The organism is Polyangium spumosum (assembly GCF_009649845.1).
Classification (GTDB): domain Bacteria; phylum Myxococcota_A; class Polyangia; order Polyangiales; family Polyangiaceae; genus Polyangium; species Polyangium spumosum.
This window is the reverse complement of sequence record NZ_WJIE01000006.1, coordinates 337,429-364,023: the sequence shown is the minus strand read 5'-3', so window position 1 is coordinate 364,023 and position 26,595 is coordinate 337,429. Positions and strand designations below refer to the sequence as shown.

Here is a 26,595-nt window from a genome sequence, read left to right as displayed (position 1 = left end):
AGCACGACGATGGCCAAGGATACCCTGAAGCAGCTCGACCGTGACGTCGACCGTTGGCTCTTCGCCGGCGCGCAGATTGCCCGGACAGACCCGAGCCTCGAGGGCGCGAGGGACACGCTCGCGCCGCTGGCCGCGCGCGCGCCCGCGCTGGGCAAGGTGGTCGAGCAGATCGACAAACTCCAGAAGGCCACGGGGAAGGCCGCGGCGGCCGAGCTCCTCGCGCTCGCCTCGCTCATGGCGCAGGTGCGCGGCGCGCAGGCGACGCCGGCCCTGCCGGGGGCGAACGGCGAAATGCTCTCGCTCCCGCCCGCGCGCAAGATCGGCACGCCGCTCACGCCGACCGAGCTCAACACCCTCGTCGGCGCCCTGACGAACGCCCCGGACGCGCGGCAGCGGTCGCGCATCATCCGCGATTACGCCATGTCCGACCGCGGCGCGGCGCGCGACCTGCGCATCTTGCCGCTCGTCATTCCCGCGCTCTCCGACGGCGCCATCGCGGAGGTCGTCGTGCAATACCTCGTGCCGGCGCTCGGCGAGGCGATCGTGCCGAGCCTGCTCAGGCACCTCGACCTCGAAAAAGGCCGCGCGCTCGACGTACGGCTGCTCCGGGCCGTCGCGAAGATCGAGGGCCCGAAGGCGATCGACCTGCTCCGCGAGGCCCTCGAAAAGGGCGGCGCGGAGATCCGCGCCACCGCCATTGCCGAGCTCGGCCGGATCGACCCCCTCGCCGCCGAGCCCATCGCCGCCGTGCTGGCGGAGAAGGATCGCTCGAAGGAGGTGCGCGTCGCGGCCATCCACGCGCTCGCCGGGGCCCCGAGCGACGCGGCGCTCGAGGTGCTCCTCCGCGCCTTCGGGGGCACGGCGGAGATGCGCTCGGCGGCCGAGACCTCGCTCGCCGCGAGCGAGCACCCGCGCGCGGACGAGCGTATCGTCGCGCTCTTTTCGCCCGAGCTCCGCGACCTCGGCCATTTCCGGATCAAGAAGACCACGACGAAAGAGGAGAAGGACGCAGCCGCGAAGGCCCAGAAGGCGCATGGCGACAAGATCGAATACCTCGTCGATCTCGTCGACCTCCTCACGGCGCGGGGCACGGAGGAGGGCGTGAACCTCGTGCTCGAGGCGTTCCGCCAGCACAAGGTCAAGGAGGTGCGCGACGCCGCGGCGCGCGCGCTCCTGCGGGTCGGATATCCCTGCGCGTGGGAGGAGCTCGTGCCGTCGCTCCAGGACGCGCCCGACACCACGAAAGAAGAATTCATCGGCGGCGTCATCGCGCTCGACCCAGCGAGGGCGCACGACCGCCTCGCGCGATTCTTCGAGCCTGCGGCGCTCGCGCAGAAAAACGGCGTGGACCTCGCCGGGCGTATCCTCTCACGCATTGGAAATTGCTTCACGGACGTCGAGGACGTGGACGACGGCGCGCCGACCGGCGTGGCGTCGGCCGAGGCGATCACGGCGATCCGCGAGGACGAGCGCTGGGTGGACCTCGCGGTCGCCATGCTCGCCCATGCCGGCCTGCGGGGGAGCGCGCTCCAGATCCTCTCGCGCGCGGGCTCGCCGAAGACGCTCGGCGACGCGCTCGCCCTGTCGCGCGAGGAGGGTTTGTCGAGTGATGACATCACGCTCCTCTTCGATTACCTCGGCAAGCAGCGAGATCCGCGCATCCTGCACGCGTTCATCCGGCTGCTCGAGCCCTTGCGCGGCGGCTACGAGTATGGCCGCGCCTGCAACGTCATGACCGTGTACGACGATCCGGCCCTGGCCCCGATGCTCCGGAGCTGGCTCGACGCGAAGCAGAAGAGAAAGCGCCTTTCGCGCGCCGAGATGGCGCCCTTCGAGGAGTGCCTGCGCTTCCTCGAGAGGAACCGCGCCGCGGCGCCCGCGAGCGCTTGACCCGACAAACCCATAGCATCCAATCGAGCGCACAGCGCGGGGACGAGACATGGCGACGAAGAAGGACACCCAGAAGGCAGACGGCGGCGGCGAGGGCTCGGCGAAATCGGACGTGCTCCGCGAGCCGGCAGAGCGGCTGTATGCGAACGAGCTCGAGGCGATCGCGGCGGCCGACAAATTCGAGAGGCCGCCGGGCTGGCGGCTCTCGCCGAAGGCCGTGCTCCTCTACATCATGGGCGGCAAGGTTGGCGAGACGAACATCTTACCGAAATACGTGGGCTCCTCGCGCATCGTGGAGATCGCGATCGCCACGCTCGCCACGGACCGCGCGCTCTTGCTCATCGGCGAGCCGGGCACGGCGAAGAGCTGGCTCTCGGAGCACCTCGCGGCCGCCATTTGCAACGACTCGCAGCTCCTCGTCCAGGGCACGGCCGGCACCACCGAGGAGCAGGTTCGTTATTCCTGGAACTACGCGCTCCTGCTCGCGGAGGGGCCGAGCCCGAAGGCGCTCGTGCCCTCGCCCATTCATCGCGCGCTCGAGGCGGGCAAGCTCGTCCGATTCGAGGAGATCACGCGTTGCCCCTCGGAGGTGCAGGACGCCTTGATCACGCTCCTCAGCGAGAAGGTCCTCGCCGTGCCCGAGCTCGGCGTGCACGTGCAGGCGAAGCGCGGGTTCAACGTGATCGCCACGGCGAACACGCGCGACCGCGGCGTCAACGACATGAGCGCCGCCCTGAAGCGCCGCTTCAACATCGTCGTGCTCCCCGTGCCGAGCGACATCGACACCGAGGTCTCGATCGTGGCCCGCCGCGTGCGCGAGATCGGCTCCAGCCTGAGATTGCCCGCGGCGCCTCCGGCCGAGGAGGCCGTGCGCCGCGTGGTGCAGGTCTTCCAGGAGCTCCGGCGGGGACAAACCATCGACGGCAAGCAAAAGCTGAAGAGCCCCTCGGGCGTCCTCTCCACGGCGGAGGCTATCTCGGTGCTCGGCAATGGCATGGCGCTCGCCGGCCATTTCGGTAGTGGCCGGGTGAGCGACCGCGACCTCGCGGCGGGCCTGCTCGGCGCGATCGTCAAGGAGGATTCGAAGGACGAAGCGGTGTTCGTCGAATACCTCGAGAACGTCATGAAGAAGCGCGGCGGCGCCTGGGAGCCGCTTTATACGGCCTGCAAGGAGCTCGTGTAGGTCGGCCATGGCGGCGAGGAAGGCAAAAATCGCGGCGACGCTCGTCGTGTCGGGACAAACCGTCCCGGCGGCGGGGCCGCTCGCGCGGATCTTCGGCGTGCGCCACCTCTCGCCGATGGGGGCCTGGCACGTCGAGCGATATCTCGATGAGGTCGATCCCACGGCTGTGCTCGTCGAGGGCCCGAGCGACGCGACCGACGAGATAACGCACCTCCTCGACAAACGCACGAAGCCCCCGGTCGCGCTGCTCGCGTTCACGCAGAGGCGGCCCGTCCGCTCGGTTCTTTTCCCGCTCGCCGCGTATTCGCCCGAGTGGGTGGCGCTCCGCTGGGCGCTACGAAAGAACCGCGTGGCGCGCTTCATCGACCTCCCCGCCTCCGTGTTCCTCGCCCGCGGCGAGCACGAGCACGAGCACGAGCACGCGGAGGGAGACGACGCGGAGGCGAGCGAAACGAAGGAATCGGACACCCAGCGTTACCTCGGCGACCCGTACGAGGCCATCGCAGCGCTCTCGGGCGATCCGGACCACGACACCTGGTGGGAGCGCCATTTCGAGCACTCGATGACGGCGGACTCCTACCGCCTCAGCATCTTCGAGCTCGGCCGCGAGCTGCGCGCGCTCGATTACGAGTCGCCGCGGCGGCGCCAGGAGACGCTCTTGCGTGAGGCCTTCATGCGCCGCCGCATCCGCGACACGATCGCCGAAGGGCACGACCCGGCGCGGATCGTCGTCGTCTGCGGCGCCTATCACGCGCCCGTGCTCGTCGCCGAGGAGCCGACCATGACGGACGAGGAGATCCAGAAGCTCCCGACTGTACCGGTCACGCGCACGTTGATGCCATACAGCTTCTTCCGATTGAGCTCGCAATCTGGCTACGGCGCGGGCAACAAGGCGCCCGGGTATTTCCAGGCGCTCTACGAGGAGGCAGAAGGAGGCTCGACCGCGCGGCTCGGGACGCGTTTCCTCGCCGAAATCGCGGGGAGGCTCCGCAAGGCGGGCATGGTGCGATCGAGCGCGGAGGTCATCGAGGCCGTGCGGCTCGCCGAGGGCATGGCCTCCATGCGCGACGCGCACGCGCCGACGCTGCGTGACCTCGAGGACGCGGCGGCGACGTGCCTCGGACAGGGCGAGCCCTCGAGCGTCGCGCGTTTCATTCACGACGTCGCGGTGGGCGACGCGCTCGGAAAGGTGCCCCCGGGCGTGCTCCGCACCTCGATCCAGGACGATTTTTATCGCTGGGTGAAGGATCTGCGCCTGGAGGAATACCTCAAGGACAAGGAGCAGCTCATCAAGGGAGCGACGAGCAAGGATTGGCTCGACCTCCGGCAGGATCGATTCGCGAAATCGGAGGACGCGGCGTTCCGGGACCGCAATCGATCCATCTTCCTGCACCGGCTCACGGTGCTCGGCATCGGGTTCGCGGCGAACAAGACGAGCGCGGAGGATCGGGCGCAGAGCACTTACAAGGAAGTCTGGGCCGCGCGCTGGACGCCCGATTGCGAGATCCAGCTCGTGGAGAACGCGCTCCGGGGCGACACGATCGAGATCGCGGCCGCGCGCGCCATCGACGAGGCCCTCGAAGCGGCCGAGAACGTGCACGCCGCGGCAAACCTCGCGCGGCGGAGCGTCGAGTGCGACCTCTCGGACGCGACGACGGCGGCGCTCGCCCGCGTCTCGTCGCTCGCCGTCGACGACGGGGATTTCGTGGCCGTCGCGGGTGCGGCCCTCGAATTGAGCCACCTCGTGGCCTACAAGGACGTGCGCAGGATCGACACCGCGCCGCTCGAGCCGCTCGTCGCCCAGCTCTTCTTGCGCGGCGCGCTCCTCGCGCCCGAGGCCGCTCGCTGCAATGAAGAAGCCTCGCGGAACGTGGGCCAAGCGCTCGGGCACCTGCATCGCGTGGGCCTCATGTTTCCCGACAAACTCGACGTGGACCGCTTCGCGAGCGTGCTCGACGCGGTCGCCGACGACGACCTCACCTCCTCGCACGTCGCGGGCGTGGCGAGCGCGATCCTGCTCGAACGTGGCCTCCTCGGGGACGACGTCCTCGACCGCCGCATCTCGCGCCGCATCTGCCCCGGCGCCTCGCCCAGCGAGGGCGCCGGCTTTTTCGAGGGGCTCGCGACGCGGAATCGTTATGCCCTGCTGTCGCGCCGCTCGCTCTGGGCCGCCATGAGCGCGTTCGTCGAGGCGATGGACCACGACGATTTCCGGCGCGCGGTGGTCGCGCTCCGCCGCGCGTTCGGCTCGTTCGAGACGAGCGAGGCGCGCAAGATCGCGGCCCTCCTCGCGGAGCTCTGGGGCGGAAGCGAAAAGGAGCTCCTCCGGGCGATCGAGACCAAGGTGGACGACGCCGAGCTCGCGTCCCTCCAGGACGACCTCGGCGATCTGGATCTGGATCTATGAAAGCCATGACCAAAAAGAAGGCGCCTCCTGCCCCCACCCCGATTGCGACGACCACGCCCGCCGGCCCCATGACGTTCGACCGGAACCAGCGCTGGCGCCTCATCCTCGGCAAGCGCGTCGAGGGTCAAATGTGCGGCGGCGCCGCGGGCATGGGCGGAGGCCCCGGTGGCGGAGGGCTCCTCACGCGTGAGATGGCGGAAATGGACGCCGCGCTCGGCGCCCTGTACGACATCGAGGAGACCGAGCCCGGCGACGGCAGCGGCAGCCGCACGCGGCGCAGCGCCGGGCTCGGCGCGAGCCGTCCGAAGCTCGCGGCGTGGCTCGGCGACGTGCGCAAGTATTTCGAGCAGGACGTCGTCGCGGTCATTCAACAGGACGCGATCGAGCGACGAGGCTGGAAGGAGCTGCTCTTCGAGCCTGAATCGCTCGCGCAGATCACGCCGAGCGTCGAGCTCGTGGGCACATTGCTCACGATGAAGGACATGATCCCGGACCGGGCCAAGGACGCCGCGCGCGAGATCGTCCGGTCCGTCGTGGAAGAGATCAAGAAGCGAATGCAGGGCGAGCTCGAACGCGCGGTGCGCGGCGCGCTCGACCGCTCACGCCACCAGCCGATCCCGAGCCTGCCGAACCTCGACTGGCGGCGTACCATCGGGAAAAACCTCAAGAATTACCAGAAGGATCGCCGCACGATCGTGCCCGATCGTTTCTTCTTTTTCGCCCGGCAGCACCGGCGGCGGGAGTGGAACGTGATCGTCGCGATGGACCAATCCGGCTCGATGGCGAGCAGCGTCGTGTACGGCGGCGTGATGGGCTCGATCCTGGCGAGCCTGCCCGCCCTGGAGACGCATGTCGTGGCGTTCGACACGGAGGTCGTGGATCTGACGCCGCGGCTCGTGGATCCGGTCGACCTCATCTTCGGGATCCAGCTCGGCGGCGGGACGGACATCAATCGAGCGGTCGGGTATTGCCAGGGCCTCGTCTCGAACCCGCGCCGCACGCTCTTCATTCTGCTGACGGACCTCTACGAGGGCGGCAATCAAGAGCAGATGGTCAAGCGCATGGAGGAGATGGTCCAGAGCGGCGTGCGGGCGATGTGCCTGCTCGCGCTCGACGATTCGGGGACGCCGATGTACGACGCCGAGCTCGCGAAGAAACTCGCGAAGCTCGACGTGCCGTGTTTTGCGTGCACGCCGAATGCGCTCCCGGCGATGCTGGAGGCGGCGCTCAAGGGGCACGACCTCGAGACGATCGCGCGGAGGTTCGACGCGCGGAAGGGATAGGGACGAGGCGCGCGTCAGCCGCCCGACGAGATCCAGCAGCCGTTCGCATGCCCTCCCCACGCGCCCGAGAGGTGGAACTTGTCCGGAGCATAGATGCCCCCCGGCGGAAGCCCCGAGACGGTGATGCGGCGTTCGTAGTCGTAACAATACGCGCCGCTCTTGTAGAGATAGCGGTCCTTGCCGCCATTGATCGTCGTATTGAGCGTGGCCTGCGTTCCGCTCACGGTCTGCCACGTCCCGTCGACGCGTCGTTCCATCTTCACGGTCAGGTTGTCGTTGCCGTCGCCTTGGCTGACGAAGCACGCTCCCGCGACGATGCGCGAGTACTTGCCCAGATTGCCGCTCGCCGTCCAGCTCGGCAGCGACGTGGTCGTATTCAGGACATGCGCGGGAGCGCCCACGCCGCCGAACGAGAGCGCCTGATTGTCGAAGTAGCTCTGCCAGGAGGCCGCTGCGCAGTTCCCGGCGGTCACCTCCGGCCCCGCGTCGTAGACCACGGAGAGCATCTGTGTCCCTCCGGTGGCCAGGACATGTTGCTCGAGGAGCCGCGGCGATACGTCTGCCGAGGCATCGGCGCTCAGCAGATACTCGACCGGCGTGATTTCGGTCCCGTCTTCGTGGACGAGCGGCAGGAGCTTGTCGTCCGTGGACGAAGAAACGACCAGGACGCCGATCTGGGGCACCTCGCTGCTCGGATCCTCGTCGATCAGCGACACCGTACCGACACGCGGCACCACGAATCGATTCAGCACCTTGCTCTCGACCCTCTCGACGTCCCGGGCGAGCTCTTCGCCGGCGCCCTCCTCGGGGGTCTCCTGCCAGAATACGTGCGCGGCCTGGCTCGCCGACGTCTCCTCCGAAACCTGCCCCGTCTCGCCCATATCGGCGGCGCAACCCGCCGCGAGCAGCGTGACTGCAGCGAATGCACCGAGAATGCGTCTGTCGTAGGTGAACATCTTTGCCTCCATCTCTGGTGAGGTACTCTGCGCATCCAGAGCAGTGCATTGACCGTGCCGGCGCGTCAGGGGCGCGAATCGGCCGCGTTTCGGTCATCAAGAACGAGGTGCGTGTCACAGCGTCATGACACTGGTACGCAGGAATGACGCCGGGCGTGTCATGCCCGTGTGACAGGAGCCCGTCAGCGTTGCCTGTCGGCGGCGTGATGGGCAGGGGGCTGCGCTCGGACATCCGAGGAAAGCGCCTCGTCGAGCACCCCGCCCGCACGGCCCACGTGCAGACGGGCACCGGCAAACACGCGCCCCACCGGACCTTTTCGAAGCACGAGGTCGTTCCTCCGCCGGAGATTCTCCTTTTGCGTAGAATCTTCCAAGCACGAGCGCCCGGCCCTCGCCCGGGGGATGCGGCGAAGCGAACGGAGCCGCGCCCCCCAAGCTTCCACATCCCCCAGGTTGTGCTAGACGGCCTCCCCGACGAGGAGCCCACCTGCCATGCCCATCTTCCGGCTCGAGATCGAGAACCGGCCGGCCGTTCCGGACGCGCTCGCCACGAAAACCGCCCAGACCCTCTCGGCCTGGCTCGGCCTCTCCCCGGCGCGGATCCGCACGCGGAAGGTGTATCTCTGCGATCTCGACATCAACGAGGCCGAGGCCCAAAAGGTCCTCGCCGCCATCGCCGACCCCGTCATCGAGGTCGCGGCCACGGGCGCCCTGCCCGACGGCGACAGCGCGGATCCACCCGTGATCCTGACCGTCTCCTTCTTGCCCGGCGTGACGGACGCCGTCGGCAAGAGCGTCAAGACCGCGTGCGAGGATGCGCTCGGACGTACGCTCACGGGACAGGTATACACGGGCACGATGTACCTCGTCTGGGGCCTCGCGCGGGCCGACGTCGAGCGCGCGGCGGCCGAGGTCCTGCACAACCCCCTCATCCAGCGTATTCGCATCGAAGAGCCGCCGCGCACGCCCGACCTCACGGTCCCCCGCGCCGGCGTGGCCCAGACGCCGCGGACCGAGGTCGTCCCCTTGCGAGGCCTCTCCGACGAGGCGCTCGAGCGGCTCTCGCGCGAGCGCCTCCTCGCGCTCTCGATCCCCGAGATGCACGCGGCGCGCGCCCATTTCGAGGCCGAAGGGCGCGAGCCGACGGACGCCGAGCTCGAGTGCATCGCCCAGACCTGGAGCGAGCACTGCAAACACAAGATCTTCAACGCTCCCATCGATTACACCGATCCCGAGGGGCGCACGCGACGCATCGAGCGGGGCGTCTTCAAGACGTACGTCGTCGCCGCGACCGAGGACGTGCGCGAGGCCCGCGCTTTGTCCGGGATCGACGGGGACGCCGGGGATTTTCTGGTCTCGGTCTTCAGCGACAACGCCGGCGTCGTGCGCTTCACGGACGATCTTCACCTCGTCTACAAGGTCGAGACGCACAACTCGCCGTCCGCGCTCGATCCCTACGGCGGCGCGATGACCGGCATCGTCGGCGTCAACCGCGACAGCTTCGGCTGCGGCCTCGGGGCGGACCTGCTCGCGAACGTGTGGGGGTATTGTCTCGGAAAGCCAAACCATTCCGGCGCGCTCCCGAAGGGCCTCATGCACCCGCGGCGCATCCGCGAGGGCGTACACCACGGGGTCATCGACGGCGGCAACCAGTCCGGCATCCCGTACATGCGCGGCTTCGAGCTCTTCGACGACCGCTTCGTGGGCAAGCCGCTCGTGTATTGCGGGACCGTCGCGGCGATGCCCGTCGAGACGGCGGGGCGGCCGACGCACGAGAAATTCACGGCGCCCGGGGACAAGATCGTCATGATCGGCGGGCGCGTGGGCAAGGACGGCATTCACGGCGCCACGTTCTCCAGCGTCGAGCTCAATGAGAGCTCGCCCGTCCAGGCCGTGCAGATCGGCGACCCGATCACGCAGAAGATGATGTTCGACATGCTCGCCGAGGCGCGCGACCGGGGCCTCTACAGCGGCATCACGGACAACGGCGCCGGCGGCCTGTCGAGCAGCGTCGGCGAGATGGCCGAGGCCTCGGGCGGCGCCGAGGTCGACCTCGCCCGCGTGCCCCTCAAATACCCGGGCCTCGCCCCCTGGGAGATCCTCGTCAGCGAGGCGCAGGAGCGAATGACGGTGGCCGTGCCTCCGGACAAACTCGAGGCGTTCCTCGCGCTCGCCGCGAGGCGCGAGGTGGAGGCGACCGAGATCGGCACGTTCACGGACTCAGGGAGGCTCGTCGTGTGGTACGGCGAGGAGAAGGCCTGCGATCTGCCGCTCGTGTTCCTTCACGGCGGGCTGCCGAAGGTCGTGCGGACGGCGCGGTGGAGCCCGCCCGTGCGGGCCTTCGCGAGCAGCTCGGACCGGGAAAAGGCGCTCGCCGCGCGGCCCGTCGGCGAGCTCCTGGTCTCGATGCTCGCGCAGCCGAACATCCGGAGCGGCGAGCGGTACACGCGCCATTACGATCACGAGGTGAAGGGGCTCGCCGTGGTCAAACCGTTCGTGGGGGTGTGTCGCGACATACCAGCCACGGCGACGGTCATGCGCGTGCGGCACGGGCGCGACGAGGGCGTGGTGCTCGGCGAGGGGATCCACCCGCATTACAGCGACCTCGACACGCACGCGATGGCGCTCGCCTGCGCGGACGAGGGCGTGCGGCGCGTCCTCTCTGCCGGCGCGCGGATCGACCGGATGGCCGCGCTCGACAACTTCTGCTGGCCCGACCCCATCAAGAGCGCGACGACGCCCGACGGCGAGCACAAGCTCGCGCAGCTCGTGCGCGCGTGCGAGGGCCTGTACGAGGCGTGCGTGGCGTACGGGCTGCCGCTCATCTCGGGCAAGGACTCGATGAAGAACGACGCCACCATGGGCGGCGTGAAGATCTCGGTGCCGCCGACCTTGCTCGTCAGCGTCATCGGGCAAATGAAGGACGTCCGGCGCGCCCTCACGCTCGCGCCGCGCGCGCCGGGCGACGTCGTGTATCTGCTCGGCGAGACGGACGACGCGTGCGGCGAGAGCGAGCTCTCGCGGCTCCTCGGGCTCACCCTCGACGGCGTCCCGCGGACGGACCCGAGGCGTTTTGCCGCGCGATATCACGCGTTCGCCGCGGCGCACGAGGCGGGCCTCCTCCGCTCGGCGCACGTGCTCTCGCGCGGCGGGCTCGCCGTCGCGCTCTCGCACCTGGTGATGGCGAGCGAGCTCGGTTTGTCGGTCTCGCTCGATGCGGTGGGCCGAGGCCTCTCCCCGGCGATCGCGCTCTTCAGCGAGACGACGGGGCGCGTCGTGCTGACCACGCGGGCCGAGGATTCGGCCGCGCTCGAAGCCCGGCTCTCGCCGCACGGCCTCGTCCGGCTCGGCGCGGTCGAGCCGGGCGTGTCGGGCCGCGGGTATTTACGTATTCGTCATGGAGGACAAACGCTCGCCGAGCTCGGCTCGGACGCGCTCCGCCGCGCTTTCCAGGAGGAATCTCATGCCGTCTGACGTCGTCAAAGAGGCGCGCGACGTGCGTGTCCTCGTTCTCACGGGGTACGGGCTGAACTGCGAGGCGGAGACAGCCGCCGGGTTTTCACGCGCGGGCGCGACCGTCGACCTCGTGCACCTGAGCGAGATCCTCGAGCGCGCGGGGAACGCCGACGTGCTCGCCGGGTATCACATCCTCGCGTTCATCGGCGGTTTCTCCTTCGGCGACCACATCCAGAGCGGGCGCGTGTTCGCCAATCGCCTGCGCTTCCGGCTCGGCGATGCGCTCTCTCGCTTCGTGGACGACGGCGGGCTCGCGCTCGGGGTCTGCAATGGATTCCAGACGCTCGTTTGTCTCGGCCTGCTGCCCGGGGTGAGCCGCGCCCGGGGCGCGCCGCTCGCCGCGCAACAGGCGGCGCTCGTGCACAACGACAGGCTCGGGTATTTCGACACGTGGGTGAAGCTCGCCGTCGACCCCGGGAGCCCCTGCGTGTGGACGCGCGGGGTCGGCCCCACGATCGAGATGCCGAGCCGCCACGGCGAGGGCAAGCTGCTCTTCCTCGACGAATCGCTCCGCGACGAGGTCCTCGCCTCGCGCCTCGTGCCCGTGCGGTACGCGGACGCGAGCGGCGCGCCCACGGAAGCTTGGCCGGACAACCCCAATGGCTCGCCGGGCGGCGTCGCCGGGCTCTGCGATCCCACGGGGAGGATCTTCGGCCTCATGCCGCACCCCGACGCGTACCTCTACCCCGAGAACCACCCCGACTGGATCCGGCAACGCGACGCGGGCACCTTGCCGTCCGCGGGCCTCGGCCTCCGCATCTTCGAAAATGGGGTGCGGGCCGCGCTCGCGGGGTAGCTCTCGGCGCTTCGTCCTCGCCATTCTCCTTTTGCGGGCGCGGGGCCGTTCGTGCTCTCATGCCCGGAGGAGACTCTTCGTATGGCGATGCGGCGTGCCCGTAGGCTCTTTTTCGTGGCCGGTCTCTCGGCCCTCGTCTCGTGCGGCGGCGCTGCGGTGCAGACGCAGCCTGGACCTCCCGACGAGGCGAATTCCGGCGCGGCGGTCGCCGTGGCGGCGCCCGTGCCCACGGCCGCCGTGGCCGCGCCGGCCGCGGACGAGGGGCCGGAGCCTCCGCAGAAGCTCGACTCGCTCCTCGGCCTCGTCCCGCGCGACGCCGTGCTCGTGGCGAACGTGCCGCCGCCCGAGAAGGCGCTCGCGGCGATGAATCCACAACTACGCGCGGGCCTTCTGGCGGAGCTCTCGGCGGGGCTCGCGAATCGCCTCGAGCTCGACCCGAAGCTCGTCGCGGACGTGACGAAATCGTTCGAGGGCGCCGTCGTCTTCGCGGGCCCGCAGAAGCGCGGCGGGCCGGCCGAGCCGATCGACAGGGCTTGCTTCGGGGCCCGCATGAGCGACGGGGCGCTCGTGACGAAGGCCCTCGACCTGCTCGGCGCGGAGAAGAAGGCGCGCGGCTTCTTCGTGGTTCGTTCACCGAAGGGCATCGAGCTCGCGCACGGCGCGTGGCTCGAGGGGCCACGCGCGCTCGTCGCCTGCCGGACGAAGGACGACCTCCGCGACGCGTTCGAGGTCGCCGCGGGGCGCGCGCCGTCGGTCGAGGCCTCGGCGTTGCTCGTCAAGGAGCGCGCGGCGGAGCCGTTCCTCGCGATCGATCTGCACGCAATGGCCGCGGGCAAAAAATCGCCGCCCGAGCCGGGCTCGCGCCTCTTCGTCGCGCTCGTGGGACAAACCCAGGGCCTCGGGCTCGACGTGCGATTCTCGGGATATGGCCCCGAGTTCCCGGCGCTCGGCTCGGTGCTCGACGCGGCGCCTCAGGTCGTCATGCCGAAGCTGCCGGAGGGGGCGATCGCCGCATTGGGTCTGTCCACGCAGCGTTCGTCTGGTAAAACGGTCGCGGACGTGCTGGAGGTGATCGGGCGCGCGCTCTCGCCGGGCCTCGGGCAGGGGGTGAAGGGGGAGCTCGGCCGGAGCGGGATCGATCTCGCGGACATCGACGAGGCGCTCGGCGGAGAGGTCGTGCTCGGGCTGTACATGGATCCGAAGCGGCCGTTTTCGTTCGACGAGGTGAGCGAGCAACCCGAGAAGGCCTTGGGGGTGCTCGTGGCGATCGCCACGAAGGACGCGGACGCGCAGAAGAAGCTCCTCTCGACGATTCAGGCGGGCGCGAAGGGTGCCAAAAAGGTCACGGTCCGAGGCGACACGCTCACGAGGGACCTGAAGGATGGCGGCGTGCTCCACATCGAGTCGCGGCCGGGATTTTTGCTCGTCGGCCTCGGCAACAAAAAGGTGGCGCTCGACGTCGTGCGTCGGTTCGGTAAAGGCAAGGATACGCTGAGCGCAAATCCGGCTTTCCTCACGGCGCGCGCGAAGGAGAAGGCAGCGTCGCATGCGCTCCTCTTCTTCGACCCGGCGCTCGCCCGGTCGCTCGCCGATCCGACCTCGGGCGCGAAGCCCGGCGCGCGCGTCGGGGGCGGATCGATGCTGTCGCTCGTGCTCTTTCCGAGCGATCGGGGGCTCGAGCTCGCGGCGACCGGGGACGGCGCGGCGGAGCTCGTGGGGGTGGGCGCGGCGCTCGCGGTGCACGGGGTCCGGCGGTACACGACGCGCGCGAAGGCGGCGGAGGCCAGGAACACGGTGAGCTGGATGGCGCGCGCGGCCGCGGCTGCGTACGAGCGCGCGTCGACCAGCGAAAAGCCGGGGACGCACAAGCTCTGCAAATCGGCGCCGCCGGTGCCCGGCGTGGTGCCCCGGGACACGACGTACGTCCCTTCGAATAAACCGGGGCAGGATTTCGAGCAGGGCGACGATTCTGCGGGGTGGCGATGCCTCCGGGTCTCGCTCCCGCAGCCGATCCGGTTTCAGTACGAATACCGTACGGGCGGGGCTTACAAGGGACCGAAGCGCGGCGGGCCCGATCCCGGTAAGGACGGCTTCGAGGTCTCGGCCGAGGGTGACCTCGACGGCGACGGCAAGACGAGCCTCTTCACCCGCATCGGAAAAATTCAAAATGGGACGATCGTCCTGTCCCCGCAGATCTTCGTGGCCGACGAGCTCGAATAGCGTGAAGCGTAGGCTTTACGCCGCGCGTCATCATTGCTCGGGACAGACGCGGCGCGCCAGGCCGTGATGGGCGCTTGCGCCCGGCGTCCGATTCACGTACGCCTCATTTTCGAATCGCTGCCTCGGCGTCGTATCCCGAAGGCCCACACGATCCCACCCCGGAAACGAAGAAGGGTTCACGCCATGAGACGTCTGCTCTGCTTGCTGATGTTCGCGCCTGTTCTTTCTGCCTCTGCCCTGCTCTCAGGCTGCGGCGGCGAGGAAGGCACGGGCGAGGTGGATACCACGGCACACCCCGGTGAAGCGGCCGCCAATCCGACCGCTGGTATGCACCCGTATCAGCCGCATTTCGAGTCTGCCGCGAAGGAGTTCAACGTCCCGGCGTCGCTCCTCGTCGCGATCGGTTACGCAGAGACGCAACTTTATCATGTGCCCGGCGAGACGTCGGAGCACGACGGTGTCCCGCCTGCGTACGGCGTGATGGCATTGCGCGGCGATGCCATCACGAAGGGCGCGTCCCTCGCGGGCGTGACCGAGGAGGAGGTCGAGTCCGATCCCGAGGCGAACATCCGCGCCGCGGCGGCGTTGCTCGACGCGCACGCGGAGGAGCTCGGCCTCGATCGCGCGGACATCGGCGCGTGGGCGCCGGCCGTGGCGGCCTACTTCAATCACCCGAGCCTCGACGCGCAGGCGCATTTCGTGCACGACGAGGTCTACCGTCACCTGCGCGAGGGCATCGCGGCGCCCGAGGACAGCGGGATCGACGAGATCCTGGCGCCGAACTCCGAGGCGACGCCGAAATTCCCGATGCCCGAGTTCGTGGGCAAGGGCGATCCCCCGAGCGCGATTTACTCCGGCGCCAAGTGGCGCCCCGCGCCCTCGTCGAACTACACCTCGGGCCGCAGCGGATACAAGGCGGAGCTGCTCGTCATCCACACCTGCGCCGGCACGTATTCGGGCTGCTGGGGCTGGCTGACGACGGCGTACCCGACGAACCCCTACAAGACGAGCGCCCATTACGTCGTCAACGAGAGCGGCAGCGAGATCTCCGCGCTCGTCGACGAGACGAACACGGCGCACCACGTCGGCGCGAAATGGAATGGCCTGCCCACGAACCCGCGCTCGGTCGGCATCGAGCACGGCGGGTATCCGTACGCGGGCTCGAACAAGTGGAGCGAGGGGCAGATCGCGACCTCGGCCAAGCTCTCCTGCGACGTCGTCAAGCGGCAGGGCATCATCCGCGACCGCCAGCACATCATCGGCCACTACCAGCCCGACCCGGTGAACCGGCCGAACGACCCGGGCACCAATTTCCCCTGGGCTGATTACATGAACCGCATCAACACCTGCGTCGGTGGTGGTGGTGGCGGCGGCAGCAGCTACATCACGGTCGACAGCAACAACGCGAACAACAACAGCGCGGTGGCGCGGATCGTGGCGCCCTCGGCGAACTGGAAGTCGTCCACGAACGTGTCCGGGTATTACGGCACGGGGTATTATGCCGCGCCCACGCAGGCGATCTCCGACGGCGCGACGTTCGAGTTCTACCTCCCCGCGGCGGCCTCGAAGCAGGTCTATGCGTGGTGGACCTCGGCCTCGGATCGGTCGACGACGGCGCCGTACGTCATCTTCAACGCGAGCGGCACGAAGCTCGGTACGGTGAACAAGAACCAGCAGACGGGCGGCGGCTCGTGGCAGCTCATCGGGACGTACAACTTCTCGGCTGGCTGGAACAAGGTCACCGTCTCGCGCTGGACGACGACGGGTTATTACGTCATCGCCGACGCCGTGCAGATCCGCTGAAACCCCAAGACGCCCGCGGCGCCTCGCGCGCCGCGGGCCTCTCCCCAAACGCATGCCGACCCATTTCCTCTCCCGCTCCTCCCGCCTCTCGCTCGCCCTCCTCGCCCTCCTCGCGGCGACGTCCTGCACGAAAGAAAAGAAAGACGACGCGAATACCGCGGCGCCGTCGCAATCGTCATTGCCGACAAACGACGCGGGCGCCGATGCGAATGAGGGAAAACTACCTGTCCCGACAACCGGCAAACCGGGTGTCCCGACAACCAAGGACAAACCAATACCGTCGACATCGGCGGAGAAGCCGGAGTCCGGACCGGGCGGCGAAATACCCCCCGAAGAGCGGCAAAAAATCGCGGGGAAAATCGCGTTCATCTCGGAGCGCGACGGAAACCGCGAGATCTACGTGATCGGGCCGGATGGCAAAGGCGAGGAGCGGCTCACGAAGAGCCCGCACGCCGATTACAACGGCCCCGCCGCGCCCGACGGCGCCGCGATCCTCACGATCCGCGTCGAAGGAGAGGACGGCCCCCAGCAGCTCCTCCTCCAACCCCTCGACGGAAACACCCCAAAACCCCTCGGACCCCTGGCAGGTCGCGTACGCCACCCCACGTTTTCGCCCGACGGCCGTTTCGTCGTGTACGAATCGGACGGCGGAAAGGTGGCCACGGCACACTTCTCCGACATCTACCGGGTGAACGTCGACGGCAGCGGCTTCCGGCGCCTCACGGAGAACCCCGAGGGGAACTTCGAGCCCTCCTTCTCGCCGAAGGGCGACGCCATCGTGTTCCTCTCGAGCCGTGACCGCATGGCCGAGCTCTACACCATGCGGCCCGACGGGAAGGACCCCGCGCGCCTGACGAAGACGGAGCGCGACGAATGGGGCGCGCGGTATTCACCCGACGGCAAGCGGCTCGTCTTCGTGAGCGATCGCGAAGGCGCCGATCGAATATGGCTGATGCCCGCCTCCGGCGGCGAGGCAGGGCGCCTGACGCAGATGCGGCCCGCGCCCCGCATCGTGGAGGACAAGCCGACCTGGTCGCCCACGGGGAAACGAATCGCCTACGTGCTGCGCGCGCCCGACGAGCCGTCCCGCGTGGGAATCGTGACCATGGAGGACGGGAAAGAGACGTTCGTGCGTGGGCCCGGCGGCGCAGGGCAGGTGAACGAGCCCGCCTGGTCGCCGGACGGGCGATACCTGGCCGTGACCGTGACGCGCGGGTCGGAGCAACAGATATGGATCGTGCGTGAAGACGGGACCGGAATGACGAAGTTGACGAGCTCGACCGGCGGGAACTGGAACCCGCTCTGGATACCGCCGCGCAAAGGAAAGGGCGGCAAGTAGAGAGCGCGTCGCTTGAGAAGGCAGGCAGCCTGATCCGCAAAACAACTGGTGCGCGATCCGCCCAATGCCAAGATCCTCGGGCGCGCGCGCTCCGCAATCGGTGGAGCGCCGCCCGAGGGAAACGCGGATGAGGCGGATCACGAGCCACTGGGAGCGGCGTCATTTCCTGGCTCTCGCGAATACGGGTGTCCTGATCGCGGTCGGGCTCGGCGCATGCGTGGGCGGCGAGGGGCACGACGCCGGGGTGAGCTCGCCCGAGGCGCTCAGGCGGCCACTCTCGAGCGTCGTCGCCCTCTCGTTCACGGACGAGCTCGACACGGGCGCGAAGGACCTCGGGCAATACGTCCGAGCGCGGGTGGATCAGGTCGCCCGAGGCACGCTCCCGGAGGGCGTCGAGTTCCCGCTGGCGAACGCGGCGACGGACGACGTGCGGGCGATCGCGGGGCTCTCCACGAACGTGGTGGTGTCGTGGCTCGACCCGCTCTCGTTCGATACGAGCCACGCGGCGCCGCGGTTCGGGGCGAATAACGATTACATCGCGTTCTTCGGCGACGGCTGGGACGAGGTCCCGGGCGAGCCGCCGCAATGGCGCGGCAGCGGGACGTCGGCGTGGCTTTGGGTGAACCACGAGTCGATCTCGAACGATTTCCCGACACCCACGACGGCGCCGACGGGCCAGCACCTCACGCTCGCGATGTTCCTCGCGGCGGAGAAGGTGCTCTCGAACGAGGTGACGGCGAACCGGTGGCCGAGCGCGGATCTCGCGGCGTACGTGCGCGAGGCGAAGCGCCAGGTCGGCGGCTCGTGGTTTCACGTGGTGCAGGATCCGGCCTCGCGGAAGTGGCAGATCGATCGCGGCGCCGAGGCCGTCCGGTACGACGCGACGAGCAGGACCCTCGCGCGGCTCACGGGGATCCGGCCGCTCGCGGCGGATCGCGACGATGAAGGTCACGCGCTGCCGCCCGGCGTCGTGAGCGGCATCATGAGCGACTGTTCGGGCGGACAAACCCCGTGGGGCACGGTGATCACCGCGGAGGAGAACGTGCAGGACTTCTATGGAGACATGGAGGTCTTCTGGACGAGCGAGCAGAAGTTCGTCCGCGGCGCGGGCGCCGATCCCGGCGGGCCGATCCGGTTCGACACGAGGGCGAGCGCGACGAGCGTGTTCGGGATCTCGCCGGATCGAGAGACGCACCACGCGAAGGATCTCTACGGCTATCTCGTGGAGATCGATCCGGGAGAGGCCCCCGACGAGTACGAAGGCAAGAGCGCGGCAGGCAGGGGGCACAAGAAGCTCGGCGCGATGGGCCGCGCGCGCTGGGAGAACACGTCGTTCGCCGTCGACGCGAGCTTCGAGCTCCTGCCGGACGAGCCCGTCGTGATGTACGCGGGCGACGACCGGCGCAGCGGCCGGGTGTACAAGTTCGTTTCGACAAACCCGTACAGGGCCGGCATGACGCGGGCCGAGACGCGCGCGCTCCTCGACGAGGGGAAGGTCTACGTCGCGCACTTCGCGGGCCTCGACAACACGACGGGCGTGACGATGCTCGCGACGGGCGAGGCGCCGACGGAGAGCGCGCCGGGGCAAGGGCAGTGGATCGAGTTCGGGACGACGAGCGGAGCGATCGCACCGAACGCGGCCGCGCTCGGCGAGCCGGGCAAGACCGTGGGCGAGGCGCTCTCGGACCTCGACTACAACGGCATCGGCGGCTTCGAGCGCGACGACGACGTGCGCCGCGCGCTCTTCACGGCGAGCGCGAAGGTCGGGATCATGGAGCTGAACAGGCCCGAGGACGTGGAGTACAACCCGCGTGATCCGAGCGGCGCGCCGCGGATCTACGTGGCGTTCACGAACCACGGGCGCAAGACGCAGCTCGATCAGGAGGGCAGGCTCATCGATCCGACAGCGCACGAGCGCAGCGCGCCGAAGCGGCCCGACATGATCGGCAACGTGTTCGTGATGCAGGAGGCGAACCCCGAGAGCCCGGGGTCGTCGACGTCGTTCACGTTCCTGCGCGTCTGGGCCGGCGCGAAGGCCACGGGCCCGTACGACGCGGCGAACCCCGACAACCTCGTGATCGATCGCGAGGGCGGCGTGTGGTTCGGCACGGATGGGAACTTCGCGGCGAACGGGACCGCCGAGGCGATCTACTTCCTCGACCTCGATCGCGCGCACGCGCCGGGCGCGCCGGGCGTCGTGGCGCCGACGTTCGGCAAGGCGTTCCGCGTCGTCGCGATGCCGAGCGACGCCGAGGCGACGGGTCCGGCGCTCGCCGCGGACATGCGCACGCTCTTCGTGAGCGTGCAGCACCCGGGCGAGCACGTGTGGAGCGCCTGGCCGCACGGCGAGTGACGTGAAGACGCGCCTCTCCGCCTCCTTGCTCGCCTCTGCGCTCCTCGCGGCCCTCGTCACGGGCGCGTGTGGAAGACGCGAGGAGCGGGCCGCCGAGGGCCTCTACGACCCGCTCGCGCGCGCCCGCGAGGCGAGGGGGCTCGTGAAGAACCCCGAGGCCTCGGTGCCGCCGCTCTGTTACACGAAGACGGGCGGCACCTCGAACCCGTGCTGGGTCTGCCACACGAGCGCGCACGGGCCGAACGTACGCGCAGACTGGCACCTGCAGGAGGAATACGCGTTCTCGGAGGCGGCGCTCGAGAACCACCACGAGAACCTCTTCGTCGATCGCAGCGCGCAGATCACGCAGACGTCGGACGAAGAGATCCTCCGCTACGTGCGCGAGGACAACTACACGCCGCTCCGGCGCGCGCTCGCGGAGGCGCGAGGCTACGAAGGGTACGTGCCGGATCTCGACCTCGATCGCGGCTTCGACGACGAGGGCTTCGCGCGCGACGGGAGCGGCTTCCGCGCCCTGCGATTCAAGCCGTTCCCGGGCACGTTCTGGCCCACGAACGGGAGCACGGACGACGTCTTCATCCGCTTGCCAGAGCCGTTCCAGAAGGACAAACACGGCGCGCCGTCACGCGCGATCTACAGGCTGAACCTGTCCTTGCTCGAGGCCGCGATCACGGCGGATCCGGACGCGCCCGCGGACCGGATCGAGCGCGCGATCGAGCCGGTGGACGAGCGGCTGCTCGGGGAGGATCTCGACGGAGATGGCGCGCTCTCCGCGGGCGTGACGCGCGTGCGGCGCCTGCCACGCACGTACGCGGGCGCCGCGTCGAGCGAGCCGCTCGAGCGAGGCATCTATCCGCGCGGCGTGGAGTTCTTGCATTCGGTCCGGTACCTCGATCCGGACGCGCCGGGGCAACACGCGCGGCGCATGAAGGAGCTCAGATACTCACGCAAGGTGCTCGCGCCGGATCGATGGGCGCGCCTGCGGGCCTACGAAAAGGAGCAGGACGAGAAGGACGAGGGGCTCTTGCCCGTCTACACCGGGTCGGCGACGAGCGGGCTGCGGAATGCGTTCGGCTGGCAATTGCAGGGCTTCATCGAGGACGCGGAGGGGCGGCTCCGTTTGCAGACGGACGAGGAGCATCGGTTCTGCATGGGTTGCCATTCGAGCCTGGGGGTGACGGTCGATCAGACGTTCGCCTTCGCGCGCAAGGTGCCCGGGAGCGACGGCTTTCGCGTGCAAGACCTGCGCGGCATGCCCGACGTGCCCGAGCTCGGGCACGCGGAGCCCGAGGTGCTCACGTACCTGCGGCGCGTGGGCGGCGGCGACGAGCTCCGCGCGAACGAGGAGATGCTCGCGCGCTTCTTCCCCGGCGGCGTGCTCGCCGAATCCGAGGTGCAGCGCGCGGCGCCCGGCGGCGATCGCGACCTCGCGTTCCTGCTCTTGCCCTCACGCGAGCGCGCGCTCGCCCTCGACAAGGCGTATCGGGTGATCGTACGTGCTCAAACGTTCGATCGCGGCCGCGACGCGCTGGTCCGGCCCGCGGCGAACGTGCACCGGACGATCAGGAACGGGTCCACGGCGCTCGGCGCGGCAGGTCGAATCTACACGGACGGGCGGCTGCGCCTCGAATGGTGAGGGTGCTACGCTCGGGGGCGCCATGCCCCACGACCGCCCGAGCCTGACGGCCAAGAAGATCGCCCGGTTCCTGATCCTGATCGACGCGGTGCCCCGACTCGGTCCGCTCTTGCCGGAAGGCGCCGCGAGCGCGGCCGAGGCAATCCTGCGCGCCTCGGGGGCGGTCGGACGTCGGCAGATCGACATGATGCGCGCGCCGTGGACGCAGCGGTTCTACGAGATTGCGGAGGCCTTCACGGCGCGAGGTCAGCTCGTGTGGTTCGGGCTGCGCAAGCGCTGGATGGCAGACGTGGTGGAGGAGGCGATCGCCGGGGGAGCGACGCAGCTCCTTGTGGTGGGCGCAGGGTTCGATCCGCTGGCGGCGATGGTCGCGAGGCGTCATCCGGAGGTGACGTGCGTGGAGGTGGACGCGCCGGCGACGGCGGAGCCAAAGCGAAGAGGTGTGCGTGGAGCCGGGTTCGAAAGGACGAACCTGCACATTTGCGCGGCGGATCTGTCGAAGCGATCACTCGGCGAGGTATTGCGCGGGACGCCGTGGCGAAGCGACGCCCGGAGCGTGGTCGTGGCCGAGGGGCTCTTGATGTATCTGGACGTGAAGGACGTGAAGGCGTTTTTAGGAGCGATACGCGAGCACACGACGGCCGGGAGCCACCTGGCATTTTCGTACGTGGATGGAGACGACGCGGGCCGGCCGCACCTCGGGACGCTGGATTGGCCGATCCGAGCGACGCTGCGAATCGCGGGCGAGCGGATGCGTTGGGGGATCCGGCCGCGGGAGCTCGCAGGATTCGTGGAGGCTGCAGGATTTCGGTTGGTCGGGCAAATGGACGGGGAGGCGTTGCGAAAAAAGTATCTCGCGCCCATCGGTCTGCCGGAGGAGCCGGTGGCGGCGTACGAGCATCTGGGGTTGGTGGAGACCTGAAGGGCCCATCGGCGCGGTGAAATGACCTGCGAAAATCAGCGGAGAAGAAGGGATTCGAACCCCTGGTCGAGTTTCCCCTACGGCGGTTTTCAAAAAACGAGGGTGCGGGTGGAGGGTGGTGTGAGTTAGCGGTTCGGCATCGGCACATGGCGACTGACGCCGGGGGAGCCGCCGGACCTCGCGCTGGGGAAGCTCATCCTCGCCATGGTAAGTGACCCGGCATGACGTGAATGCCGGCGGTACGAGGGGCCTCGTGTACACGCGCCGTCGCCCATGCACGCCGGCCACGCCCCCGTTGCCCATCCGTTGCCCACGCGACCGCCCCGAGGCGTCCTCCCACTGGAGGCGGCTAACGTGGAGGTAAACGCCTGGGTGATGCGCGACGCGACCGCACCCAGGCGCGCTTGCCCGAAAATACGACCGCGATCTCATGGATGGGCTTCGCGCCTCGCTCGCGCAGTTCCTGTGCGTACTCGAGCGTCTCGATCTGCAGGAGCGCGGCGTCCAACGCGGCGTCGACCTTTGCCTTGCTGGGGACCTTGGACCCCGACGCCGGCAGCACCTTGAGCTCCATCACCACACCTGGCAAGCCCGGCCTCTTCGGGATCAGCATCACGTCGTACCGCCCATGCCCGGATTCGCCGTTCGATTTTACCTGGAAAACGCGCTCTTCCAGGGTGACGAGCATTCCCATGAGAAACACGTGGTAGTGCGCTTCGACGTCTTTCGGCGCGCGGTCGTAGCTCGATAGCTTGAGCAGGAAGCCCTCCAGGAGGACGGCGAGCCGCTCCGCATTCCCCTCGAGAAGGGAGAGCTCGAGCTCGGCGAGCCCCGGCTTGCCACCGATGCCAGCCTCCATCCATCGCTTGAAGATGCGCGTGAACCTACCCCTGACCTCTCGGTTCGGGAAGGACAGCTTGCAGAGGGGCTCGCCATCTTCGTCTTCCTCGCGCTGGTCGACAGCCTCGGCCCGCAGGTAGCCGGTCATCACCAGGATGCTCCACACCGTTTCTTGGTGGTTCGTCGCGTCCCGCAGCGCGATATGGTCCTGGATGGGTTTCTCGATGACCTCTTCGCGCAAAAGCTTCTCGAAGTCCTCGTAACACTGGGTGAACCACCTGGCGATCAGCTCTTCGGAGAAGTCGCTCGGGCTCTCCCTCGCCCAGTAGTTGAGAAACCGCACGTCGCTCTGGTGCACGAAGTTCAGCACCGACCATGGATTGAAGATCGACTGCTCGCCAAACAAATACCCCTGATACCAGATTCGCACGCGTTCGAACTGATCATGCCCATCGGCGTCGCGGAGGATCTTCTTCGTCTCCTCCTCCGTGAACCCGAACGAAGTCGCGCACTCCGAACGAAGGATCGAATATGTCACGACGTTATTGAGGCCCGAGAAGATGCTCTCGTTGGAGACCCGAAGGATGCCTGTCAGGACGCCTTTGAACAGGTGGGGGTTGTCCTTGATGCCAGAATGAAGGAACTTACGAATCAGCTCGACGGTCTCGGCGAACGATTTGTGCACCTGGGACAGGTGCAGCGGCGCATCGTATTCATCCACGAGGATGACCACGCGCTTGCCATGGTACCTGTGCAGGAACCGGGACAAATCATCCAGCGCCGAGCCCAGGAGTGCCTCGTCTGCCCGACGTTCGAAGATCTCCAGAAAACGCGCTCGCTCGTGCGGCGTGAGGGCTCCCTCCGTCAGGAGATAGGCATGCGGTTCGTAGATCCGACGCACCTCCTCGCGGAGCGTCTCCCTGGCCTCCACGCGATCGCCGGCCCACACGGTCCCGAGGCGCGTGTAGATGACCGGGTATTGCTGGAAATGAGCGAGGTTGTCCTGGTCGCGCATCACCGCGAGCCCCTCGAACAGCGGCCTCCGGTCCTCCGAGCTCCGCTCGAGGAAGTACTTGAGCATCGACATGTTCAGCGATTTGCCGAACCGCCTCGGTCGAGGGAACAGCAGCACCTGCGGCGGCGCCCGGAGGACATCGCTGATGAACTCCGTCTTGTCGACGTAGTACTTGCCTCCCTCGCGCAGCGCCTTGAAGTCCGAAACCCCGATGGGGACATCAAGCGGTCGCATGGGCACCTCCAGGCACGCTCGTGCCCCGACGAACCACGGAAGTTCGCCGACGGGCAACGGAAAAACCGTATATTTCTTCACACACCCAGAAGGTGAGCGATTTCCGGCAGAATTTCGCCATGGGTCGTGCTCCTGGCGGGTTTGTCTCCAGATCCGTTTGCCATGTACGCCGGTCCGCGGTCAAACTCAAGGGGGGAACGCTCTGCCGTTCAGCCCGCACGTCGCTTTTGTTCACGTCTCCTCGGCGACGCGGAGCTTCTCGGACAGCTCGTGCAGCTTCTCCTCGTACTTCGCGCGCTCTTCCGCGCTCGCCTTGTCGACGTCACGCCGCGCCTTCTCCATCGCCTTGCGGATCGTCTCCTGCTCCTTCTCGGCCTCCTTCAACACCTTCTCGAACTCGCGCTGCGCTCGCTCTTCCTCGCGGATCTGCTCCTTGATGAGCCTCTGCTCTTCACGCTCCTCGAGCTTCAGCTCCTGCGCGACGACGGCCCAGCGCAGCTCCTCGAGCCACGCCTCCAAGTACTCGGGCAGGATCCGGGCGCCGCGGAACGTGCGTCCGTTGTGGTTCACGAGCGTGAAGGCATCGCGGATCTTCTGCTGCAGGGTGCCGTGGTTGCCGTGCCGCAACTCGGCGAGGGTCGCGTCGATTTTGCCATTGAAGGCGTCGAGCACGAACTCGATGGCGGTCGTGCGCCGGTTCGCCTTCACGTAGTCGCACGTCGCACTCGCGCGCTGCCTTGAGCCGCTGCACAGCCTCCGCGAACCCGAACTCCTCGGCGAGAGCATCGAGTAGTCCAGCGGTGGGCATCACGTAGCGGTCGCGGTACCCCTCGATGACGTTCTTCATCGCCCGCACGGTCTGCTCGAGGCGCTTCGAGTCGCGCATGGCTTCGAGGGCACCGGCAGCGATCTCCTCTGCGCGCCGGTTGGCCTCGACGATGATGCGCGTAGCATCGGCCGACGCCTGCGCCGCGGTTGCTTGCGCTGACGAACGTGCCTGCGCGTTGGTCGTCTTTGCTTCTGCGACGAGACGATCCGCCTCGTGCCGAGCTTCGGTCTTCATCTGCGTCGCCGCCGCTTCGGCTTGCGCTCGTGCCTCCGCTGCCCACGTCTCTGCCTTCGTGCGGATGGCAGCCGCAGCTTCTTCCGCGTCGATGACCGTCTGGTAGCGGCTCAGGCGCTTCACCTGCTTCTGCAAGCTCGCGATCTGCTGGCCGAGACCGGCGTTCGCCTGGTTCGCTTGCCGAAGCGCGTCGTCGGCCTTCTTCGCCTTCGACGCGAAGAACCCTACGGCCGCGAGCGCGCCGAGCAGGAGGACAACGAGAAGAATCTCCACGGGGCTCCCCTCTGCCGATGATCAGATGCCGATCCAACATCCTACCCGGAGAAGCTTCGTGAAGGGTTGCGTCCTCTGCGACAAAGGCGTAGTGGCGATCGGTGTGCCCCCCCAGTAAACTCGCCGTCCCATGCGCAACTCGCTTCTGAAAAAGCTACAGCCTGAACCTCTCTGCGCTCACATCTCGGTCGCAAGCCTCGGCCTACTTCGCGGGATTAAGGTTGGTCTCGGCGCAGGGTGGCGAGAGCAGGGCCGCGATGGTCATGGAGCTCTCCTTGTCGCACGCAGCTACCGACGCCCTCGTCGTCCACTGCGTTCCGCCCCGAGGCGCCTGCGGACCTCGAAAAACTCCCATCACCGCAGTTCTATTCAACTGTAGAACCGGCGGGCCGGGCCCACCGTGCTCCTCGGAGGGCCCTTTCCTGTGGTGGGTTGCTTTACGCAGAATAGGATTTCGCCTTCCGGAACCGGATGGCGCTCATATAGTTACTGTACTCACACCAATCACTAGGCCACACATGATCCAGATCAAGAAACATCAGATGGCTGCGTTCGAGAGGCTTGCCGCACTGGACTTCGAGGCGCGTACTGCACGGCGGCTGCGAGAGCATTTCCATGCTGCACTCGCGTCGGTCAGCGAGGACGAGCTGCGCCGGCTCATTCGACTCGGAATCGAGCGCGCGGCGGCCTATGATATTCGCTCTGATTATAACGTCTCACTTTACATTGGAGCCATGGTTCACCTCGGACGAGATTTCGATCGAGATGGCAATTGCCCTTTCTCCACGGAAATTCTCCGAAATGCGTACGTGGATGCGACGACGAAAATGGCTTACATATACGCCTGCACGTCAGGGGAGGGGTAA

General features: G+C 68.1%; 17 protein-coding genes. 14 read left to right on the top strand and 3 right to left on the bottom strand.

Going from position 1 to position 26,595, the window contains the following annotated elements; translation table 11 throughout:
• Window positions 1-9: 9 nt before the first annotated feature.
• The 4 genes from GF068_RS22475 to GF068_RS22460 are packed head-to-tail and all read left to right on the top strand — an operon-like array spanning window position 10 to window position 6,763.
• Complete coding sequence (locus tag GF068_RS22475) at window positions 10-1,890, top strand: HEAT repeat domain-containing protein (RefSeq protein ID WP_153821486.1); 1,881 nt, start codon at window positions 10-12, stop codon at window positions 1,888-1,890.
• Between the two features lie 49 nt (window positions 1,891-1,939).
• On the top strand, window positions 1,940-3,073 hold the full coding sequence (locus GF068_RS22470; protein WP_153821485.1) for an ATP-binding protein: 1,134 nt from the start codon (window positions 1,940-1,942) through the stop codon (window positions 3,071-3,073).
• A 7-nt stretch (window positions 3,074-3,080) separates the two neighbouring features.
• The gene (locus GF068_RS22465; RefSeq protein ID WP_153821484.1) at window positions 3,081-5,480 is read left to right on the top strand and encodes a DUF5682 family protein; all 2,400 of its coding nucleotides are present in this window, start codon (window positions 3,081-3,083) and stop codon (window positions 5,478-5,480) included.
• A gap of 5 nt (window positions 5,481-5,485) precedes the next feature.
• The gene (locus tag GF068_RS22460) at window positions 5,486-6,763 is read left to right on the top strand and encodes a VWA domain-containing protein (RefSeq protein WP_206079517.1); all 1,278 of its coding nucleotides are present in this window, start codon (window positions 5,486-5,488) and stop codon (window positions 6,761-6,763) included.
• A 14-nt stretch (window positions 6,764-6,777) separates the two neighbouring features.
• On the opposite strand, the gene GF068_RS22455 is transcribed toward GF068_RS22460, so the two are convergent.
• Entirely contained in the window at window positions 6,778-7,731 is a 954-nt protein-coding gene (locus tag GF068_RS22455) for a hypothetical protein (protein ID WP_153821483.1), read from the bottom strand.
• 480 nt (window positions 7,732-8,211) lie between these two features.
• Between GF068_RS22455 and GF068_RS22450 the strand changes: the two genes are divergently transcribed.
• From GF068_RS22450 to GF068_RS22415, 8 genes are all read left to right on the top strand, one after another.
• Window positions 8,212-11,193, top strand: coding sequence for an AIR synthase-related protein (locus GF068_RS22450; protein WP_153821482.1), 2,982 nt, complete (start codon window positions 8,212-8,214; stop codon window positions 11,191-11,193).
• Window positions 11,183-12,031: a phosphoribosylformylglycinamidine synthase subunit PurQ gene (locus GF068_RS22445; RefSeq protein ID WP_170319615.1), complete on the top strand. Its 849-nt coding sequence runs from the start codon at window positions 11,183-11,185 to the stop codon at window positions 12,029-12,031. Before GF068_RS22450 ends, GF068_RS22445 begins: the two co-directional genes overlap by 11 nt.
• Window positions 12,032-12,145: 114 nt before the next feature.
• Window positions 12,146-14,251 carry a hypothetical protein gene (locus GF068_RS22440; RefSeq protein WP_153821480.1) on the top strand — a complete coding sequence of 702 codons (2,106 nt, stop codon included), beginning with the start codon at window positions 12,146-12,148 and terminating at the stop codon, window positions 14,249-14,251.
• Window positions 14,252-14,434: 183 nt separating this feature from the next.
• Window positions 14,435-16,054, top strand: coding sequence for a golvesin C-terminal-like domain-containing protein (locus GF068_RS22435; protein WP_240807198.1), 1,620 nt, complete (start codon window positions 14,435-14,437; stop codon window positions 16,052-16,054).
• 52 nt (window positions 16,055-16,106) lie between these two features.
• Window positions 16,107-17,393 (top strand): TolB family protein, encoded by a 1,287-nt coding sequence (locus GF068_RS22430; RefSeq protein ID WP_153821479.1) that lies wholly within the window; start codon window positions 16,107-16,109, stop codon window positions 17,391-17,393.
• 127 nt (window positions 17,394-17,520) lie between these two features.
• Window positions 17,521-19,746 carry a PhoX family protein gene (locus tag GF068_RS22425; protein ID WP_170319614.1) on the top strand — a complete coding sequence of 742 codons (2,226 nt, stop codon included), beginning with the start codon at window positions 17,521-17,523 and terminating at the stop codon, window positions 19,744-19,746.
• A gap of 1 nt (window position 19,747) precedes the next feature.
• Window positions 19,748-21,382, top strand: coding sequence for a hypothetical protein (locus GF068_RS22420; RefSeq protein WP_170319613.1), 1,635 nt, complete (start codon window positions 19,748-19,750; stop codon window positions 21,380-21,382).
• 22 nt (window positions 21,383-21,404) lie between these two features.
• A complete protein-coding gene (locus GF068_RS22415; protein ID WP_153821477.1) occupies window positions 21,405-22,304 on the top strand; it encodes a class I SAM-dependent methyltransferase in 900 nt (299 codons plus the stop codon).
• Between the two features lie 349 nt (window positions 22,305-22,653).
• Here the strand turns inward: GF068_RS22415 and GF068_RS22410 are convergent, their stop codons facing one another.
• Together GF068_RS22410 and GF068_RS22405 are read right to left on the bottom strand one after the other, a co-directional pair.
• Window positions 22,654-24,393, bottom strand: a complete 1,740-nt coding sequence (locus GF068_RS22410; protein WP_153821476.1) for an AAA family ATPase — start codon at window positions 24,391-24,393, stop codon at window positions 22,654-22,656.
• A gap of 231 nt (window positions 24,394-24,624) precedes the next feature.
• Window positions 24,625-25,101, bottom strand: coding sequence for an SNIPE associated domain-containing protein (locus GF068_RS22405; protein ID WP_170319612.1), 477 nt, complete (start codon window positions 25,099-25,101; stop codon window positions 24,625-24,627).
• A 334-nt stretch (window positions 25,102-25,435) separates the two neighbouring features.
• Between GF068_RS22405 and GF068_RS22400 the strand changes: the two genes are divergently transcribed.
• The gene (locus GF068_RS22400; protein WP_153821474.1) at window positions 25,436-25,750 is read left to right on the top strand and encodes a hypothetical protein; all 315 of its coding nucleotides are present in this window, start codon (window positions 25,436-25,438) and stop codon (window positions 25,748-25,750) included.
• A gap of 497 nt (window positions 25,751-26,247) precedes the next feature.
• Window positions 26,248-26,595, top strand: coding sequence for a hypothetical protein (locus GF068_RS22395; protein WP_153821473.1), 348 nt, complete (start codon window positions 26,248-26,250; stop codon window positions 26,593-26,595).